The sequence below is a fragment of the Rhodococcus parequi genome (assembly GCF_046042785.1).
Classification (GTDB): Bacteria; Actinomycetota; Actinomycetes; order Mycobacteriales; family Mycobacteriaceae; genus Prescottella; species Prescottella parequi.
The window spans coordinates 622,788-639,462 of record NZ_JBDLNV010000002.1; the positions used below are offsets into that span (position 1 = coordinate 622,788).

At 68.5% G+C, this 16,675-nt stretch carries 14 protein-coding genes; 8 read left to right on the top strand and 6 right to left on the bottom strand.

Going from position 1 to position 16,675, the window contains the following annotated elements:
• Positions 1-46: 46 nt before the first annotated feature.
• Together ABEU20_RS07115 and ABEU20_RS07120 are read right to left on the bottom strand one after the other, a co-directional pair.
• Positions 47-2,305, bottom strand: a complete 2,259-nt coding sequence (locus tag ABEU20_RS07115) for a transglycosylase domain-containing protein (RefSeq protein ID WP_420163691.1) — start codon at positions 2,303-2,305, stop codon at positions 47-49.
• A 321-nt stretch (positions 2,306-2,626) separates the two neighbouring features.
• Positions 2,627-3,046: a DUF5318 domain-containing protein gene (locus ABEU20_RS07120; RefSeq protein ID WP_420163692.1), complete on the bottom strand. Its 420-nt coding sequence runs from the start codon at positions 3,044-3,046 to the stop codon at positions 2,627-2,629.
• Between the two features lie 147 nt (positions 3,047-3,193).
• Between ABEU20_RS07120 and ABEU20_RS07125 the strand changes: the two genes are divergently transcribed.
• The 7 genes from ABEU20_RS07125 (at position 3,194) to abc-f (ending at position 9,900) form a co-directional block, all read left to right on the top strand.
• Positions 3,194-4,066 (top strand): DUF1707 SHOCT-like domain-containing protein, encoded by an 873-nt coding sequence (locus ABEU20_RS07125; protein WP_420163693.1) that lies wholly within the window; start codon positions 3,194-3,196, stop codon positions 4,064-4,066.
• 2 nt (positions 4,067-4,068) lie between these two features.
• On the top strand, positions 4,069-4,731 hold the full coding sequence (locus ABEU20_RS07130; RefSeq protein ID WP_420163694.1) for a hypothetical protein: 663 nt from the start codon (positions 4,069-4,071) through the stop codon (positions 4,729-4,731).
• A gap of 66 nt (positions 4,732-4,797) precedes the next feature.
• On the top strand, positions 4,798-5,643 hold the full coding sequence (locus ABEU20_RS07135) for a DUF1707 SHOCT-like domain-containing protein (protein WP_420163695.1): 846 nt from the start codon (positions 4,798-4,800) through the stop codon (positions 5,641-5,643).
• A gap of 2 nt (positions 5,644-5,645) precedes the next feature.
• Positions 5,646-6,257, top strand: a complete 612-nt coding sequence (locus ABEU20_RS07140; RefSeq protein ID WP_420163696.1) for a DUF1707 domain-containing protein — start codon at positions 5,646-5,648, stop codon at positions 6,255-6,257.
• A 107-nt stretch (positions 6,258-6,364) separates the two neighbouring features.
• A complete protein-coding gene (locus tag ABEU20_RS07145; protein WP_420163920.1) occupies positions 6,365-6,931 on the top strand; it encodes a PadR family transcriptional regulator in 567 nt (188 codons plus the stop codon).
• Complete coding sequence (locus ABEU20_RS07150; protein ID WP_420163697.1) at positions 6,924-8,018, top strand: inositol-3-phosphate synthase; 1,095 nt, start codon at positions 6,924-6,926, stop codon at positions 8,016-8,018. The genes ABEU20_RS07145 and ABEU20_RS07150 overlap by 8 nt, the downstream gene beginning before the upstream one ends.
• A gap of 280 nt (positions 8,019-8,298) precedes the next feature.
• Positions 8,299-9,900, top strand: coding sequence for a ribosomal protection-like ABC-F family protein (gene abc-f, locus ABEU20_RS07155; RefSeq protein WP_420163698.1), 1,602 nt, complete (start codon positions 8,299-8,301; stop codon positions 9,898-9,900).
• Positions 9,901-9,949: 49 nt separating this feature from the next.
• Here the strand turns inward: abc-f and ABEU20_RS07160 are convergent, their stop codons facing one another.
• Both ABEU20_RS07160 and ABEU20_RS07165 read right to left on the bottom strand, forming a co-directional pair.
• Positions 9,950-10,801 carry a crotonase/enoyl-CoA hydratase family protein gene (locus tag ABEU20_RS07160; RefSeq protein WP_420163699.1) on the bottom strand — a complete coding sequence of 284 codons (852 nt, stop codon included), beginning with the start codon at positions 10,799-10,801 and terminating at the stop codon, positions 9,950-9,952.
• Between the two features lie 214 nt (positions 10,802-11,015).
• On the bottom strand, positions 11,016-11,906 hold the full coding sequence (locus ABEU20_RS07165) for a LysR family transcriptional regulator (protein ID WP_420163700.1): 891 nt from the start codon (positions 11,904-11,906) through the stop codon (positions 11,016-11,018).
• A gap of 119 nt (positions 11,907-12,025) precedes the next feature.
• On the opposite strand from ABEU20_RS07165, the gene ABEU20_RS07170 reads away from it, so the two are divergent.
• Complete coding sequence (locus ABEU20_RS07170; protein WP_420163701.1) at positions 12,026-12,934, top strand: LysR family transcriptional regulator; 909 nt, start codon at positions 12,026-12,028, stop codon at positions 12,932-12,934.
• 129 nt (positions 12,935-13,063) lie between these two features.
• Here the strand turns inward: ABEU20_RS07170 and ABEU20_RS07175 are convergent, their stop codons facing one another.
• Together ABEU20_RS07175 and ABEU20_RS07180 are read right to left on the bottom strand one after the other, a co-directional pair.
• Positions 13,064-15,121 (bottom strand): 3-hydroxyacyl-CoA dehydrogenase NAD-binding domain-containing protein, encoded by a 2,058-nt coding sequence (locus ABEU20_RS07175; protein WP_420163702.1) that lies wholly within the window; start codon positions 15,119-15,121, stop codon positions 13,064-13,066.
• A 46-nt stretch (positions 15,122-15,167) separates the two neighbouring features.
• The gene (locus tag ABEU20_RS07180; RefSeq protein ID WP_420163703.1) at positions 15,168-16,493 is read right to left on the bottom strand and encodes an MFS transporter; all 1,326 of its coding nucleotides are present in this window, start codon (positions 16,491-16,493) and stop codon (positions 15,168-15,170) included.
• Positions 16,494-16,675 lie beyond the last annotated feature (182 nt).

Below are 16,675 nucleotides of genomic sequence, written 5' to 3' on the forward strand. Positions count from 1 at the left end.
CTGCCCGCGGTTTTGTCGGCCACTCCGCGAGGCTACCGGGAAACCGCTATCCCGCGGGCTGGGGGACGGGTCGCTGCTGCCCCTGCGGAGCGTTGCCACCCGCGGCGGGCGGCTCCTGCTCCTCGGGAGTCGACTCGCCCGGCGACTGCGTCGGCGTGGGTTCCGTCGTCCGACCCGGCGCGATACCCGGGATCGGGATCGTCACGCCCGGCAGGATCTCGATGTTGCTCGTGGTGATCTCGAGCGGCGGGCGCGTGGTCGTCGTCTCCGAGGTGCTCGCCGGCGCCTCGGTCGTCGTCTTCGGCGCTGCCGGGGCCGAGTACGCGGGCACGCCCGCGACACCGGCGATCGGCTTGGGCGTCGGGAACTTCTCGACGTCGGTGCCCTGGAGAGCGCCGTCCATCGTGCCCTTCCAGATGTCCGACGGCAGACCCGAGCCGTAGATCATGCCGCCGTAGCTGTTCTCGAGCGGCAGACCCTGCTCGGTGCCGACCCAGACGGCCGTCGACAGCGACGGCGTGTAGCCGACCATCCACGCGTCCTTGTTGGCGCCGGTGTCACCGAGCTGAGCGGTGCCGGTCTTCGAGGCCGAGGGACGTCCCCCTGCGAGACCGTGTCCGCGGGAGTACGCGGCGATCGGAATCATCGCGGCCGTGGTGTTGTCGGCGACGGCAGGGTCGATGCGCTCCTCACCGGTGGGCGTGCCGCGGTCGAGCAGCACGGTGCCGTCGGCGGTGACGACCTTCTGCACGAAGTACGGCTCGTGGTACACGCCCGACGCGGCCAGTGTCGCGTATGCGGACGCCATGTCGAGGGGCCGCGACTGGTACTGACCCAGCACGATGCCGTTGTTGGGGCCGACGCCGCCCGGCTCGGTGAGCGACTCGCCGACGCCGGGGATGTTCTCGGGGATACCGGCCTTGTGAGCCATGTCGGCGATGGCCTGCGGGCCGTTGTCGATCGACAGCATCTGCCGGTAGAAGCTCGTGTTGAGCGACCGCTTGAGTGCCTCGGCGATGGTGCACGTGCCGCAGGACTCACCCTCGACGTTGCCGATCGAGATGCCGTTGACGGTGAGCGGGCCGCTGTCGTACATCTGCGACAGCGGGACGCCCTGGTCGAGTGCCGCGGCGAGCCCGAACACCTTGAACGACGAGCCGGTCTGCAGGCCGGCCTGGGCGAAGTCGTAGCCGGTACCGTCGGTGCCGCCGTAGTACGCACGGACGGCGCCACTGCGCGGATCGACCGACACGACGGCGGTCCGCAGCTCGGACGGCTCGCCCTCCATGTACGTCTCGACGGAGTCGATCGCCGCCTGCTGGGCCTTCGGGTCGATCGTCGTGGTGATCTGCAGGCCCTCGGTGTTGAGGTCCTGCTCGCTGATCCCGGACGCCGACAGCTCCTTCAGCACCTGCTGCTTGACGAGGCCCTCGGGGCCGCCGCCGCCGTTGCCGTTGTCGACCTCGGCGGACGGAATCACCTGCGGGAACTGGGCTGCGGCGCGGTCGGCGGCGTTGAGCGTGCCGCTCCCGACCATGCCGTCGAGGACGTAGTTCCAGCGCGACTGGGCGCCGGTCGGGTTGAACTCCGGATCGAGCCCGGAAGGCTGCTGGATGACCGCGGCCAGCACCGCGCCCTCGGCGACGGTCAGCTCCTCGACCGGCTTACCGAAGTACGCCTGGGACGCCGCGGCGATGCCGTACGCACCGCGACCGAAGTAGATGGTGTTCAGGTACGCGGCCAGGATCTCGTCCTTGGACCACTGCTTGGCCATCTTCGACGAGATGACCAGTTCCTTCATCTTGCGTGTCAGCGAGCGTTCCGAACCGACGAGCGCGTTCTTGACGTACTGCTGAGTGATGGTGGAACCACCACCGGCGCTGTCGCGGCCGAGGACGTTGTCGCGCGCGGCGCGTGCGAAACCGGTCACGGAGAAGCCGGGGTTCGAGTAGAAGTCCCGATCCTCCGCGGCGAGGACCGCGTTGCGCACGTGGACCGGGATCTGGTCGATGCCGACCTCGGTGCGGTTGCCCTCGGGCGGCACGACGCGCGCGATCTCGGTCGTTCCGTCCGACGCGAGGATCGTCGCGACCTGGTTGGTCTTCATGTCACCGGGACGGGGAACGTCCGCGAAGATGTACGCGACCATGAAGCCGAGGATCGGCACGATCAGGCCGACGGCGACCACTGCGGCCGTGACACGGCGCGCGATCTTCCACTTGCTCGCCTTGGTCTTCTTCGGTCCCTTCGGCGGCTCGCCGCCGGAACCCCCACCCGACTTGCGGGCCGTCGGCGGCGGTCCCACCGGCGGACGCCCACCGGGTCCACGGCCACCGCCCTGGGCCGGGCGCGGGCCGCCCTGCGGGGGACGTCCGCCCTGCGGCTGCCGCGGTGCGGGGCGACCCCCGGGCGGCGGGCCGGGATTGCGGCGCGGCGCGGGGCCACCCACAGGTCGGCCGGGCTGCTGCCCGGCCGGTCGTCCACTCTGCTGCGGGCCGTTGGGACGTCTAGGTCCGTTGGCTCGACCCTGAGGGTTGTTGGGGGAACTCACGTACGAATCTCCAGTAATCGGGTGACTGTGGGCAGTCCTCGGTTGCGTCGGTCGGTGGGCACAGCTGTCGGATCCCTACTCGCTCGCGGTGCGGCGGCGCGGGGACGAAGACCTCCGCGGCCGCTTCGGTGCAGGCACCGCACCGAGAACGTAGGACTGGACCAAGTGGTTCCAGCTGCATGTGCGGCACACCTCGACGACGTGAACCGAGAACTCCTCCTCGGTCGCGGCCAGACGAACCAGTTCCTCGGGTGTCCGTGCCGAGCCCGACACCGGACCCAGCTTGTCGCCGAACACCCAAGATACGAGGGTCAACTCTTCTTTACGACAGATCGGGCACATCACCTCGCTGCGACGGCCGTGGAACTTGGCCGCACGCAGCAGGTACGGGCTCGCATCGCAGACCTCACTGACGCCGGTCCGCCCCGAGAAAACCTCTGCGAGCAGGGACCGGCGCTGCAGCGCGTAGTCCACGACCTGCCGCTGTATCCGCACGGAGACCAGAGTACGTGCGTCCACCGTCGGCGGGGTGGGTCGGGAGTGACCGCACGTGGGGACGAACACAAGGTCTTGACATGCGACGGGCGGTGGGAAGGGGGCGGCGCAAGGGGCTGCCACGGGCCGTTACCTAGACTCACAACCGTGTCCGGGCAGCCCTCCTCCAGTACCCGTGCGCGCGACATCGATCGCGCGCAGACCTGTGGATTGCTCGACGCCGGATACAGCGAGGGCCAGCTCGAAAAGGCCGAGTACGACGCCCGTACCGCCGCCGCGATGAAGGCGAAGACGCTCGGCGAACTCGATGCGCTGGTATCCGATCTGCAGATTCCGGCGCATCTCGCCGAGACGGCGGTCCGGGAGGCCACCGTGCCCCCGCGGAAGCGACGTGGTCCGGCGATCGCCGCGGCCGTCGCGGCAGTAGCCGTCGTGATCGGTCTCGTGGCCGTCGTCACACGCGGCGACGACCCGGGCCCGCAGCCGGACTCCGTTCGCGAGGTCGCCGCCCCCGCGCAACCCGCACCGGCACCGGTTCCGGGCGAGCCCGAGGCGATCGTGGTCGACCCGATCGACACGACCACCGCCGAGGGGATCGAGGAGTTCCTGCGGCAGTTCCAGGGGAAGTTCGGGGATCGGATCGTCGACGACCTGTACCTCGCGCAGAGCTACGCCGCCTTCAACCGGATGCTTCCCGAGCAGGCGCATCGCGTCCAGCGTTGGGACTACTACCGCGGCTTCGATCCCAGCGGGTCACCGGGCCGCCGTTCGACCGACGCGACGGTCGACCTCGCCGGGATCCGGATCGACAAGCTGGGAGACCTCATCAGGGACGCTCCGTCGGCCGTGGGACTGCCGGGAGGTCGGATCGACTACATCATCGTCCGCCCCGACCCGATCACCGACGAGCCCGAGATCCTGATCTACGTAGAGGACACTTCGTTGCGCTCCGGTCACCTCTACGCGACGTTCGACGGGGTCGTCACCGGCACCTCGGCCCCGTCGCGCGCGGACGGCTGACCGTGGCGGACCCTCGTCGCGGGATTCCGCGCCAACTCGGAGACCTCGAGGGCTCGGCCCCGACCCCACCGCGGGAGCGGAACGTGCGCCGGATCGCGGTGTTCGCCGCGGCGGCCGTCGCCGCGGCCGGGGTCTTTACGGTCGCGACCCATCCGTGGGGCGGCTCGACGGGCGCCGACAGTGCGGCGACCTCCCCGACGTCCGCGCGCCTGACCACGGCCGCCGGGCTCGGCCGACTGCTGGACGAGATCCAGCGGGAGTTCGGCGACTCCTCGGTCGACACCCTCAACGTGTATCCCGAGTACGCACTGTTCAACCGGCCCATGCCCGGAAAGCCCGGGATGTCGATCTCCTACCAATACGAGGTCGACGACGGCGAGGCACGGTTCACGGCGGCCGACGCAACGTCATCGCGCAGAGGCGACGGTCGACCGATCGATCTGGCGCCGCTACGCCCGAACGTATCCACCGTGATCGGCCTGCTCTACGGTGCCGACCGCACGCTCGCCGTCACCGATCCGACGTCCACGCACATCTCGATCGAACAGGACGAGCACGGACCGACTGCCGGGATCTATCTGAGCAACGACGAGCAGGATACGAGCGGCTTCCTGACCGTGGGTTTCGACGGCGAGGTCCGCAAGGTGCGCAGCGCCGACCGGTAGACACCGCAGCCGGACCCCCGGACCCGCGGACGCGCAACATTCCGACCGGTTCCCTATGATCACCGCGTGCCAGAGCGAGCCCCCGCCAGAAAGCGCGCGCGCGACATCGACCGCGCGCAGACCTGCGCACTTCTCGACGCCGGCTACGGCGAGGGGCAGCTCGACCCGGCCGAGTATCAGAACCGGACCGCGCAGGCCATGACGGCCAAGACCCTCGGGGAACTCGCCTCGCTCGTCGCGGACCTGCAGATTCCCGAACACCTCGCCGAGGCGGCGCGCGAATCCACGCCGGCACCTCGCACCCGCCTTTCCGGTCGCGCCGTGGCCGCGATCGCCGTCGCGGTCGCGGCCGTCTGCGCGACGGCGGTGTACACGAACCGGGGTGACGACACCCCACCGCAGACGGTCGTCGCGGCCGAGCAGGCACCGATCGCGGGCGGCGAGCCGGAGCCGATCGTGGTGGAGGCGTTCGACCCCGTGTCACCCGAGGGGGTCCGCAACTTCCTCCGTCGATACCAGCAGCAGTTCGGTGACCTGCAGGTGGACGATGTGATCTTCTACCGGACCTACGTGTTCCTCACCAGGGCGCTCCCCGACCAACCGCATCGCGAACAGGACTGGAGTTTCCGGGGCGGGTTCTCGACGTCGGGGGCGCCCGATGCGCGGACGCTGGACACCGTCACCGTCGACCTCGCGACCGTCGACGTGGACCGCCTCGCCGAGGTGCTCGCGACCGGGCCGGGCCGAGTCGGCCTCCCTTCGGCGAAAGTGGAGCACATCTTCGTGCGCCCGGATTCGTCCGACGACGCACTGGTCTCTGTCCTGTTCCAGGACCAGGACGAACGCACGGGCATGATCGACACCCGGATGGACGGCACCGTCGTCGACGTCTCGCGGGCCGAGGGCAGGTGAGTATGCCGAATCGTCTTCCCGGTGACGCGCCGGCCGCGACGCCACCATCGTCGTCGACCACGCGCTGGATCGTCGCGCTCTCGGCCGCCGTCGTCGTGGTCTGCGGCCTCGTCGTGGTCGCCGACGCGAGCAACGACGTCGCTCCCGCCGCGCATCGATCGACGGTGGAGCTGACGACCGTGGCCGGATTCGGCCGAATGCTCGACGACATCGACCGGAACCTCGGCAACTCCGAGGTCGACCGTCTGACGATCCATCCCGGGTACGCATCGATCTCGCGCCCGGTGCCCGGTGCGGCCGGCAGCGAGCAGTCGTACCGGTACGAGGACGGGCAGCTCACGGACGAGGGACGCTCGCCGGGTCGCGACGCCGGTGTGCCGGTGGACCTGCGGCAACTCCGCCCGAACGCCGAACGGCTGATCGGACTGTTGCACGGCGCCGACCGCACGCTGGGCGTGAGCGACCCGACCCGGGTCTACCTGAACGCGCAGCGCGACGACGACGACGGCCCGGTCGTGAGCATCCACCTGTGGAACGAGAACAGCGGCGCGCAGGGCTTCATGACGGTCGGTTTCGACGGCGAGGTCCGCTCGGTCTACCGAGCCGATCAGTAGGTCTTCCCCCGAAAATCTCGGATGACCCGTGCGTTCGTATATATCGGTGCGATATAGTTGGCAATCGCATCTATCGGTTATGTTCGGGACACTCAGGGGGTGTGGTCTTGCTCGAGCTCGCAATTCTCGGGCTGCTCCTCGAGTCACCCATGCACGGATACGAGCTGCGCAAGCGGCTGACCGGGCTGCTCGGTGCGTTCCGCGCCTTCTCCTACGGCTCGCTCTACCCGACCCTGCGCCGCATGCAGGCCGACGGGTTGATCGCCGAGGACTCGGGCGAGGTCGGCACCGTGAAGCGTCGGGCGCGCCGCGTGTACGAGCTCACCCCCGCCGGTCGGAAGCGCTTCTCCGAGCTGGTGGCGGACACGGGGCCCCAGAACTACACCGACGACGGGTTCGGCGTCCATCTCGCCTTCTTCAGCCGCACCCCCGCCGAGGCGCGGATGCGGATCCTCGAAGGCAGGCGACGTCAGGTCGAGGAGCGTCGAGAAGGCCTCCGCGACGCCGTCGGGCGGGCCACCGGATCACTCGACCGCTACACCCGCCAGCTCCACCAGCTCGGTCTCGAGTCGAGCGAGCGCGAGGTGCGGTGGCTCAACGAGCTGATCGCCGCCGAACAATCATCAACAGCAGCAGCACCCAAGAATAAAGAAGGAGAACCCGACCATGGGTGAGAACAGCACCGCGGTGCGTGTAGCCATTGTGGGCGTGGGTAACTGTGCCTCGTCCCTGGTCCAGGGCGTGCAGTACTACCAGGACGCCGACGAGAACTCGACGGTTCCCGGTCTGATGCACGTCACCTTCGGCCAGTACCACGTGCGCGACGTCCAGTTCGTCGCCGCGTTCGACGTCGACGCCAAGAAGGTCGGGTTCGACCTCTCCGAGGCCATCAACGCCAGCGAGAACAACACCATCAAGATCGCCGACGTCCCGCCGCTGGACGTCCCCGTCCAGCGTGGCCCCACGCTCGACGGCATCGGCAAGTACTACGCGCAGACCATCGAGGTCTCCGACGCCGAGCCCGTCGACGTCGTCGCCGCGCTGAAGGCCGCCAAGGTCGACGTCCTCGTGTCCTACCTGCCGGTGGGCTCGGAAGAGGCCGACAAGTTCTACGCGCAGTGCTGCATCGACGCCGGTGTCGCGTTCGTCAACGCGCTGCCCGTCTTCATCGCCTCCGACCCGGAGTGGGCCGAGAAGTTCCGCGCGGCCGGTGTCCCGATCGTCGGCGACGACATCAAGAGCCAGGTCGGCGCCACCATCACGCACCGCGTCATGGCGAAGCTGTTCGAGGATCGCGGTGTGGTGCTCGATCGCACGTACCAGCTCAACGTCGGCGGCAACATGGACTTCAAGAACATGCTCGAGCGTGAGCGTCTGGAGTCCAAGAAGGTGTCGAAGACGCAGGCCGTCACCTCGAACCTCGAGGGTCCGCTGGCCGGCAAGGTCCACGACCGCAACGTCCACATCGGCCCCTCGGACTACGTCGAGTGGCTCGACGACCGCAAGTGGGCGTACGTCCGCCTCGAGGGTCGCGCGTTCGGTGACGCCCCGCTGAACCTGGAGTACAAGCTCGAGGTCTGGGACTCCCCGAACTCGGCCGGCATCATCATCGACGCCATCCGCGCGGCGAAGATCGCCAAGGACCGCGGCCTCGGCGGCCCGATCCTGCCGGCGTCGGCGTACCTGATGAAGTCCCCGCCGGTCCAGATGGCGGACGACAAGGCTCGCGCCGAGCTCGAGGCCTTCATCATCGAGGCCTGAGTCTCCGCGTAAACCTCCTGTGGCGGTGGTCGATTCCTTCGACCACCGCCACAGGTGTATCCGGGAGCTCTCCGGATAAATCGGTGGTGTCGCGAATCGACCGCTGCTACGGTGGCTTTCGTGGGCACTCTGAATCAGTAGATCGGGACGCCGCGTCGAGCTTGGCTCCGCGGCGGGTCCTGAGCGCGCAGACATCTGGTCCGGCTCGGCCGGGCCGGGTTGCGCGAGGGCACCTTTCCCCGATCTCCCCGGCTTCGTTCCGGGTACAAGGAGCGCTCTCATGCCTGTCTCCCAGTTCTCCCTCCGTTCCGTATCCAAGCGATACGGCGACCGTGTCGTCCTCGACGATGTCGACCTCTCGATCCCGCCGGGCACGCGGGTGGGCGTCGTCGGCGACAACGGCTCCGGCAAGTCGACGCTGCTCGCACTGCTCGCCGGCCACACGCCCGCCGACAACGGCGAGGTGCATGTCGTCGCCCCGGGCGGCATCGCATATGCCGCACAGTCCCTGGACCTTCCGCCGGGTGCGACCGTCCAGGACGCGATCGATCACGTCCTACGCGACCTCCGCACCCTCGAGGGCCGGATAGGCGACCTGGAGCAGCGCCTGGCCGACGCGTCCGCGGACGATCTCGACGTCCTGCTGAACGAATACACGGATGCGACAGCGCTTTTCGAAAGCCTGGACGGCTACACCGCCGACGACCGCGTCGACGTCGGTCTGCATGCGCTGGGACTGCCGTACCTCGACCGGACCCGGCGGACGAGCACACTGTCGGGTGGGCAACGGGCCAGGATCGCGCTGGCCGCCGCCCTGGCGTCGAATGCCGAACTGCTGCTGCTGGACGAACCGACGAACGACCTCGACGACGACACCGTCGCCTGGCTGGAGGAGCGACTGGCCGGCCACCGCGGCACGGTGGTGGCCGTGACCCACGACCGGGTGTTCCTCGACCGGTTGACTCCGACGATCCTCGAGGTCGTCGACCACGGGGTGCGCCGCTACGGCGACGGCTACGACGGATACCTCGCGGCGAAAGCTGCGGAACGTCAACGGCGAGTGCAGGAGTACGAGGAGTGGCGATACGAACTGGACCGCAGCGCGCACCTGGTCGACGTCAACGCGTCGAGGCTCGATGCGATTCCGCGCAAGCAGGACAAGGCCGGGTTCGGGCACGGGGCGTTCCGGGCGCGTGGACGCGCACATGGCGCAATGGGGCGAATTCGCAACGCCAAGGAGAGGATCGAGCGACTCACCCGGAATCCGGTTGCACCGCCGCCCGATCCCCTGAGGTTCCGTTCGCCGCTGCACACGGCCGCGGCCGACGGGCCGGCGGTGTCACTACGCGACGTCCGTGTCGAGGCCCGGCTGACGATCCCCGAACTCGACGTGGCACCGGGAGGCCGACTACTGGTGACCGGCAGGAACGGGGCCGGGAAGAGTACGCTCCTCGGAGTGATGGCGGGGGAGATCGTGCCGGACGCCGGTTCGGTGCGGGCACCGTCGCGGGTCGGCTTCCTGCGCCGGACCTGCGGCACGTGGCCCGCCACGGCGACGCTGCTGCAGGCGTATGCGAGTCGCCGGCACGGCTGCACGGACGACGCGGCTGACGAACTGCTCGCGCTCGGCCTGTACCGCCCCGACGACCTGCACCGCCCGGTCTCGGACCTGTCCTACGGGCAGCGCCGACGCCTGGACGTGGCCCTGCTGGTCACCTCCGGTGCCGACCTGCTGCTCCTGGACGAGCCGACCAACCACCTGTCGCCCGCACTGGTCGAGGAACTCGAGGAGTCGCTCGACGCGTTCGCGGGCACGGTGGTCGTCGTCACGCACGATCGTCGGCTGCGGCAGCGGTTCCGGGGCGAGCATCTGGCGCTGTGATCACCGGGTCGATGCAACGCCGTTCGCCGCCACAACGGGCCTGCGGCGCTCAGCTGTATCGAGGGGGATTCCAGTCGGGGAAGATGTCCGGCAGGTCCGAACCCACGGTCCGCTCGAATCTGGGGAGCCGCTTCTCCAGGAAGGATGTGACGCCCTCGTACGCGTCGCTGCTCGAACCCTGCGCGCGCAAACCGCGTGACTCCGCGACGTGAGCCTCCATCGGGTGTCCGGCGCCGAGCATGCGCCACACCAACTGTCGGGTCAGCGTCACCGAGACGGGCGCCGTCTCGTCGATGATCTCGGCGGCCAGCGCGCGGGCGGCACCGAGCAACTCGTCGGCCGGGTACACAGCACGCACGAGACCGGCGTCCGCCGCCTCCGCCGCCGTGAACAGCCTTCCGGTGTAAAGCCATTCCAGTGCCCGGTCCACGCCGACCAGGCGCGGCAGGAACCAGCTCGAACAGCTCTCCGGAACGATGCCGCGGCGAGTGAACGGGAACGCGAACTTCGCGTCTTCCGACGCGAGCCGGATGTCCATGGGGAGGATCATCGTCGCGCCGACCCCGACCGCGGGACCGTTGACCGCGGCGATCACGGGCTTCACCGAATCGTAGATGCGCAACGTCATCTCACCACCGCCGTCGCGCGGAACGCCACCGTCGTCGTCGTTCGGTACGTCGAAGCGCGAACCGCCCTCGGACAGGTCGGCACCGGCACAGAACGCTCTACCCGCCCCCGTGACGATCACCGCGCGAACCTCGTCGCTGGCATCCGTGTGGTCGAAGGCCCGGATGATCTCGTCCTTCATCTCGATGGAACACGCGTTGAGCCGATCCGGACGATCGAGCGTGATGGTGGCGATGCCGCCGGTGACATCGAGGCGGATGGTCTCGAACTGCATGGACAGGCCCTTCCCTCTGATTTGCCGCCGCCGTACGGTCGGGCGTCGACGGCGCAGTGACGCGTGCGGCCGATCTACCTCGGGCGCATACGTTTTACCGTCGACGATCGTTGACCTCGAGTCAAAGATCGGTTTCCACCAGGAGCGATCGGTTTCGGCAATACCTCGACAGATTCCGCCCGCCACCCGATACGCGCGGGCCGCCTGCCGACGATCAGAGATCGTGACCGTCACCGGACGCGGTGACGAACGTGACGAAGGCGAGCGCGGCCGGGGAAAGGGAGCCGGTGCGGAAGACCAGCCCGAAGTCACGTCCCAGCTCGGGTGTCGTTCGCACGATTCGGAGGCCGCGACGTTCGGCGAGGCGCGCCTCCGGCTCGGTGACGAAAGCCGCGCCGGCGCCCGCGGCAACCAGAAGGTGCACGTTGTGTTCGTGCTCGACCTCCACCACGACACGGGGGGCGAAACCGTGCTGGCCGCACACTCTTTCGAGCTCCTCGCGAACCACCGTCCCGCGACCGCCCGCCACCAGCGGCAGGTCGGCGAGCGACTCGATCGGGAAGGTCGGGGCAGGCATGGTCTCGTAGTCCTCCGGCAGCGCCAGCACCAACCGGCGGCGGCCGAGCGGGTGCGTGGCCAGCTTCGCGTCGTCGACCGGAAGATAGTCGATAGCGACCTCGCACCTGGCGGATCTCAGGACGGTCGTCGAATCGGCGTTCGGACCGGGGTCCACCAGGTTGATCCGTACGCCCGGGTGCCGTGCCCGAAACCGTGCGATGAGGGACGCCGACGGGTCCACCACCAGGTCCGACGGGCAGGCCACGTCGAGCCACCCCCGCTCGAGAGACACGAGTCGTCGCACGGTCTCGTCCACGCGCCGGGACGACTGCACCACCTGACGGGCGGGGCCGACCAATGCCGCTCCCGCCCCGGTCAATTCCATCCCGCGCGGTACGCGGCGGAAGAGGGCGGCGCCCAGTTCCGCCTCGAGCGCCCGCAGCGATTGGGACAGCGCCGGCTGCGCCACGTACAGGACCTCTGCGGCCTTGGTGACGCTACCGTTGTCGACCACGGCCAAGAAGTAGCGCAGCTGACGTGAGTCCACCACCGAACCCTATACAACCTTCCTCGAGCGATAAGCTGACAGCTCGAAATGGAGACACCGGCGCCTCGCGACCGGAGTCGAACGTGCCGGGCGCGGGCCACGGCAGCGGTGAGGTGAATGTGGAATTCCGACAAGCCGAGCATTTTCTCGCCGTGATCGAACACGGCAGCCTCGTCCGTGCCTCGTCGGCGCTCCATCTCGCGCAGCCGTCACTGTCGCAGTCCATACAGACCCTGGAGCGTGACCTCGGCGCGCCCCTGTTCCACCGGGTCGGCCGCGGCCTGGTCCCGACTGCGGTGGGAACGGCCCTGGTGGCCCCCGCACGTCAGCTGTTGCGCGATGTGGCGACGGCCCAGGCCTCCGTTGCCGAGTTCTCCGGCCTCCACGGCGGGCATGTCGACATCGGAACCACCGCAGGCCTTTACGAATCACGGGTGCCCGCGCTGGTCGGCGAACTTCGGCGGACCTACCGGTCGGTGACCGTGCGAATCCGCGAGTACAGCTCGGAGGCGGCCGTTGCGGCGGCTGTGCGCGACGGCAGCGTCGAGTTGGGGTTCGGGTTCGTCGACCCCGAGACCGGGGATCACGATCTCGATACCCACTCGCTCGGAAGCGAGGAACTCTGCATCGCGCTCCCCCGGCGGATCGCGGAGCAGCTCCCCGATCCGCTGCCGTTCGACCAGGTTCCCGACCTCCCGGTCATCGCGGTGACCGGTGGCGCGCAGGGCCGCGTCGCGGTGGAGGGCGCCCTCCGTCGGTCCGCCCGGCGCACGGCTATCGGCGTGGTCACCGAGCATCGACAGGCCACCATTCCGCTCGTGGCGGCCGGGGCGGGCATGGCCTGGACGTCGCAGGCAGTCGTCGACAACATCGACTCGTCCGAGGTGGTGGCGCGGTCGATGCACCCGCCACTGGTCCTCGGTGTCGCGGTCATGCATCGACCCGGCATGCTGTCACCCGCCGCCCGCGCCCTTCTCGAGACGGCGCTGCGAGCAGTCGAGCACGTCGATTCCGAGGGTGCATCGTAGGTCCGCCGCCACCGAGGTCTGTCCGGCGATCCCGCCGCCACGAAGGCGGGCGGGCCTCCGCGACCGATGGGTGCCTCGCACCCACCGGTCGGAGAGACCCGCCCGCCCGTTTCGTACCCTGGCCGCGAACTAGTCGAAGGTCCTTCCGTCCCTTGCCAACTCCACCAACAGCGGGGCGGGTTCGATTCCGTCGGCACGCAGAGCTGCTTCGACCGTCGAGAGTCCGACCGTCTCCGCGTAGTACATCGGGCCCCCGCGATAGCGGGGGAAGCCGTAGCCCGCGATGTACACCACGTCGATGTCGGAAGCGCGGAGGGCGATCCCCTCCTCGAGGATCCTCGCGCCCTCGTCGACGAGCGAGAACACCAGTCGCTGCACGATCGACTCCGCCGAGTAGGACTGCGGCCGAATGCCGTTGCGTTGGTAGTACGACGCGAGCAGCTCCGCGACGACCGGGCTGGGAACGGCATCGCGGCGCCCGTCCTCGTAGTCGTACCAACCCGCGCCGGTCTTCTGGCCGAATCGTCCCATCTCGCAGAGCTCGTCGGCGATCTCGTTCCGTCGGACGTCCGGGTTCTCGAGGTACTGCCGCTTCCGCACCGCCCATCCGATGTCGCCACCACTGAGATCGCTCGCCCGGTAGGGACCCATCGCGTAACCGAACTGCTCGATCGCCGAGTCGATCTGCCCCGGTGAGGCGCCCGCTTCCAGCAGGTCGTCGGCGGCCCGCCGATACCGCGCGAGCATGCGGTTGCCGATGAAGCCGTCACACACGCCGGCGACCACCGGAACCTTGCCGATCCGCCGCGCCACCTCCAGAGCCGTCGCCAGGACTTCGTCGGAGACCTTCTTCGGCCGGACGATCTCCAGGAGCGACATCACGTTCGCCGGGCTGAAGAAGTGCAGTCCGACCACGTCGGACGGCCGGCGTGTGAACTCGGCGATCAGATCGATATCGAGAGTCGAGGTGTTGGACGCCAGAATCGCTCCGGGCTTCATCACGGCGTCGAGTTCGGTGAACACCGCACGCTTGACGTCCATGTCCTCGAAGACCGCTTCGATGACGAGGTCACACGACGCCAGGTCCGCGTACTCCAGGCTCGTCTCGAGCAGGCTCATCCGGTCCACGAAGGCGGTGTACGCGAGCCGCCCCTTCTCCACCTGCGCTTCATAGGTCCGGCGAATCGTGGCCACCCCGCGCAGCAGCGCCTCTCGCGACGACTCCGAGAGTGCGACGGGGATACCGGCATTCAGGAAGTTCATTGCGATCCCGGTGCCCATTGTGCCGGCGCCGACGACGGCGACCTTGCTCACCGTTCTCGCCGTAGTGTCCTTCGTGACGCCCGGGACGTTCTGGGCCGCCCGTTCGGCGAAGAAGGCGTGCCGGAGTCCCGCCGACTGACCGTCGTCGACCAACTGCGTGAAGGCGGCTCGCTCGGCACTCGTTCCGTCGGAGAAGGGACCGCGCGCCTGCTCCACCAGGTCCAGCGCGACCAGGGGAGCACGCAGTCCCCGGCCTCGCTTGGCGAGGGTGGCACGCAGCGGCGCGAGGTCCTCGTCCCGATCGACGGTGAGGTCGCGGATGCGGGGCAACGGAACCGAGTTGCCCAGGCTCTCCGCGAACCGCACTGCCGCGCTTTCGACGTCGGTGTCCACGACCAGGTCGAGGAGCTTCTGTCCGGGGAGCTCCGCCAGTACCGCGGCGGTGCGCGCCGCACCGTCGGTGATCATGTCCGCGGCCGCACGGAGACCGAGGACCCGGGGGAGCCGTTGCGTGCCGCCGGCGCCCGGCACGAGTCCGAGTTTCACTTCCGGGAGCGCGATCCGGGCCGCCGCCGCCGCGACGCGATAGTGCGCCCCCAGGGCGAGTTCGAGGCCCCCGCCGAAGCAGACTCCGTCGATGGCGGCGACGACCGGCTTCGGCGCGTCCTCGAGAGCTTCGATCAACGTACGAAGTGACGGCTCGGCCAGCGCATCGGGTGTCCCGAACTCGGTGATGTCGGCGCCCGCGGAGAAGATTCTCCCGTTGCCGGTCAACACGATCGATCCGATCTCGGACGATTCGAGTGCGCGGGTGACGTCCCGGAGAAGTCCCTGACGCGCCGCGAGGGCGAGTCCGTTCACCGGTGGATGGTCGAGCGAGATGACCGCGACGTTGCCCGTAACTGCGTAGTGGGTCGACAACATGGAACCTTTCGAGTGAAGCGATGTGATGATCGGACCGACCAGGCGGTCAGGAGTCTTCGCGTCGACTCTCGTCGGACGCGGCCGGCTCACGCCGGCTGGAGGCCGCGTAGAGCTCGCTGTCCTCGACCGAACCGTCCGCATCCGTCAGCGCGTCGATGCGCGCGATCCGAGCACGGTCGCGCTCGGGATTGATGGTCAGGAACATGACCACTGCACCCACGAGGGTGAGCACGCCGAGAAGCTGGAAGGCCGAGGTGTAGCCGTCGACGGGCGTGGGTGCGGCGTCCACGAGGTACCCGGTGAGCCACGGGGCGACGATTCCCGAGGACTGGAACAGCGCGACGAACACACCGAGCGTGGAAGCGACCTGGCGTTCCGGACTGATGTGCGTGATGGCGACGAACATCAGCGGCAGAACGCCGACGCCGATGCCGTAGCCGGTGACCAGCAGGGTCACGACCGCCCACGACGGCCCGACGAACGGAATCACGGCCAGACAGGCACCGCACAGGAGAAGGGCCGCGACGGACACCATGCCCCGCGAAGCGCGAACCGTCATGCCGCGTACCGAGAGCCGATCGGTGACGAAGGAGCCGAGCAGCATTGCTCCCATACCGGCGACGCTCGGCAATGCGAACAGCAGGCCCGAATTGATGCGGCTGTAGCCGAGTCCCTCCTCGAAGTAGGAAGGCAACCAGGTCAGGACGACCGTCACCATGCCGTAGATCGCGAAGAGACCGAGCACTCCGCCCCAGAAGGTGGGCAACGCGGCGATTCGCAGAATGCTCACCCGCTTGACGTTCGCCTGACCGCTCGCCTTCGCACGCTCCCGTGCACTGTTCACCGAGTAGGGGCCGTCCTTACCCACGAAGAACCAGACGACCGCCCAGATGACGCCGACGACCATCATGGTGAAGAAGGCCGACTTCCATCCGAACGTCGCGACGACGACCGTCAGGGCCGGCACGACGAGAATCTTGGCCACCGAGGACCCGGACGAGACGACGGCGGAGGGGAACCCGCGCTTGCTCTTCGGGAACCATCCGAATACCGCGACGTTGACGAGTGAAGCGGCCGGCCCCTCAGCCGCGCCCAGAAGAATTCGACTGACGATCAAGGCGCCGAAAGTACCGACCAGTAGAATTGGTATCTGCACCAGAGACCAGAGAAGTGCCATTGTCAGCAGCACCCAGACGATCTTCACGCGGTCCGCGATGAAGCCACCCAGGAGTCCGGTGACGACGAACAGAACGTAGAACACACTTCCGAGAAGACCGATGTCCGCGTTGGACAGCCCCAGGTCTTCCGCCATGGGCCGCGCGACAACGCCCAGAACAGCCTTGTCCGCGAAGTTCACGGTGTGCAGGATCATGACGAGAAGCGTGATGCTCCAAGCAGTTCGCGCTGTCCAGGTTCCCGCGGATGCGGAGCCCGCGGAGGAGGCGGGGGCCGCGTCGTCGCCCGTCGCGTTCCGTCTGTCAGTGATGCTCATGCAGCGCTCCCACCTGGTCGATTGTGACTGTGCTCATACCAGTCAATTGAAATGGTGCGCAT

Excerpts from the sequence above, each read along its gene's own strand:
- ABEU20_RS07160 (WP_420163699.1), bottom strand. The coding sequence starts at position 10,801 with ATGCAGTTCGAGACCATCCGCCTCGATGTCACCGGCGGCATCGCCACC.
- ABEU20_RS07180 (WP_420163703.1), bottom strand. The coding sequence starts at position 16,493 with ATGATCCTGCACACCGTGAACTTCGCGGACAAGGCTGTTCTGGGCGTT.
- abc-f (WP_420163698.1), top strand. The coding sequence starts at position 8,299 with ATGCCTGTCTCCCAGTTCTCCCTCCGTTCCGTATCCAAGCGATACGGC.
- ABEU20_RS07150 (WP_420163697.1), top strand. The coding sequence starts at position 6,924 with ATGGGTGAGAACAGCACCGCGGTGCGTGTAGCCATTGTGGGCGTGGGT.
- ABEU20_RS07140 (WP_420163696.1), top strand. The coding sequence starts at position 5,646 with ATGCCGAATCGTCTTCCCGGTGACGCGCCGGCCGCGACGCCACCATCG.
- ABEU20_RS07175 (WP_420163702.1), bottom strand. The coding sequence starts at position 15,121 with ATGTTGTCGACCCACTACGCAGTTACGGGCAACGTCGCGGTCATCTCG.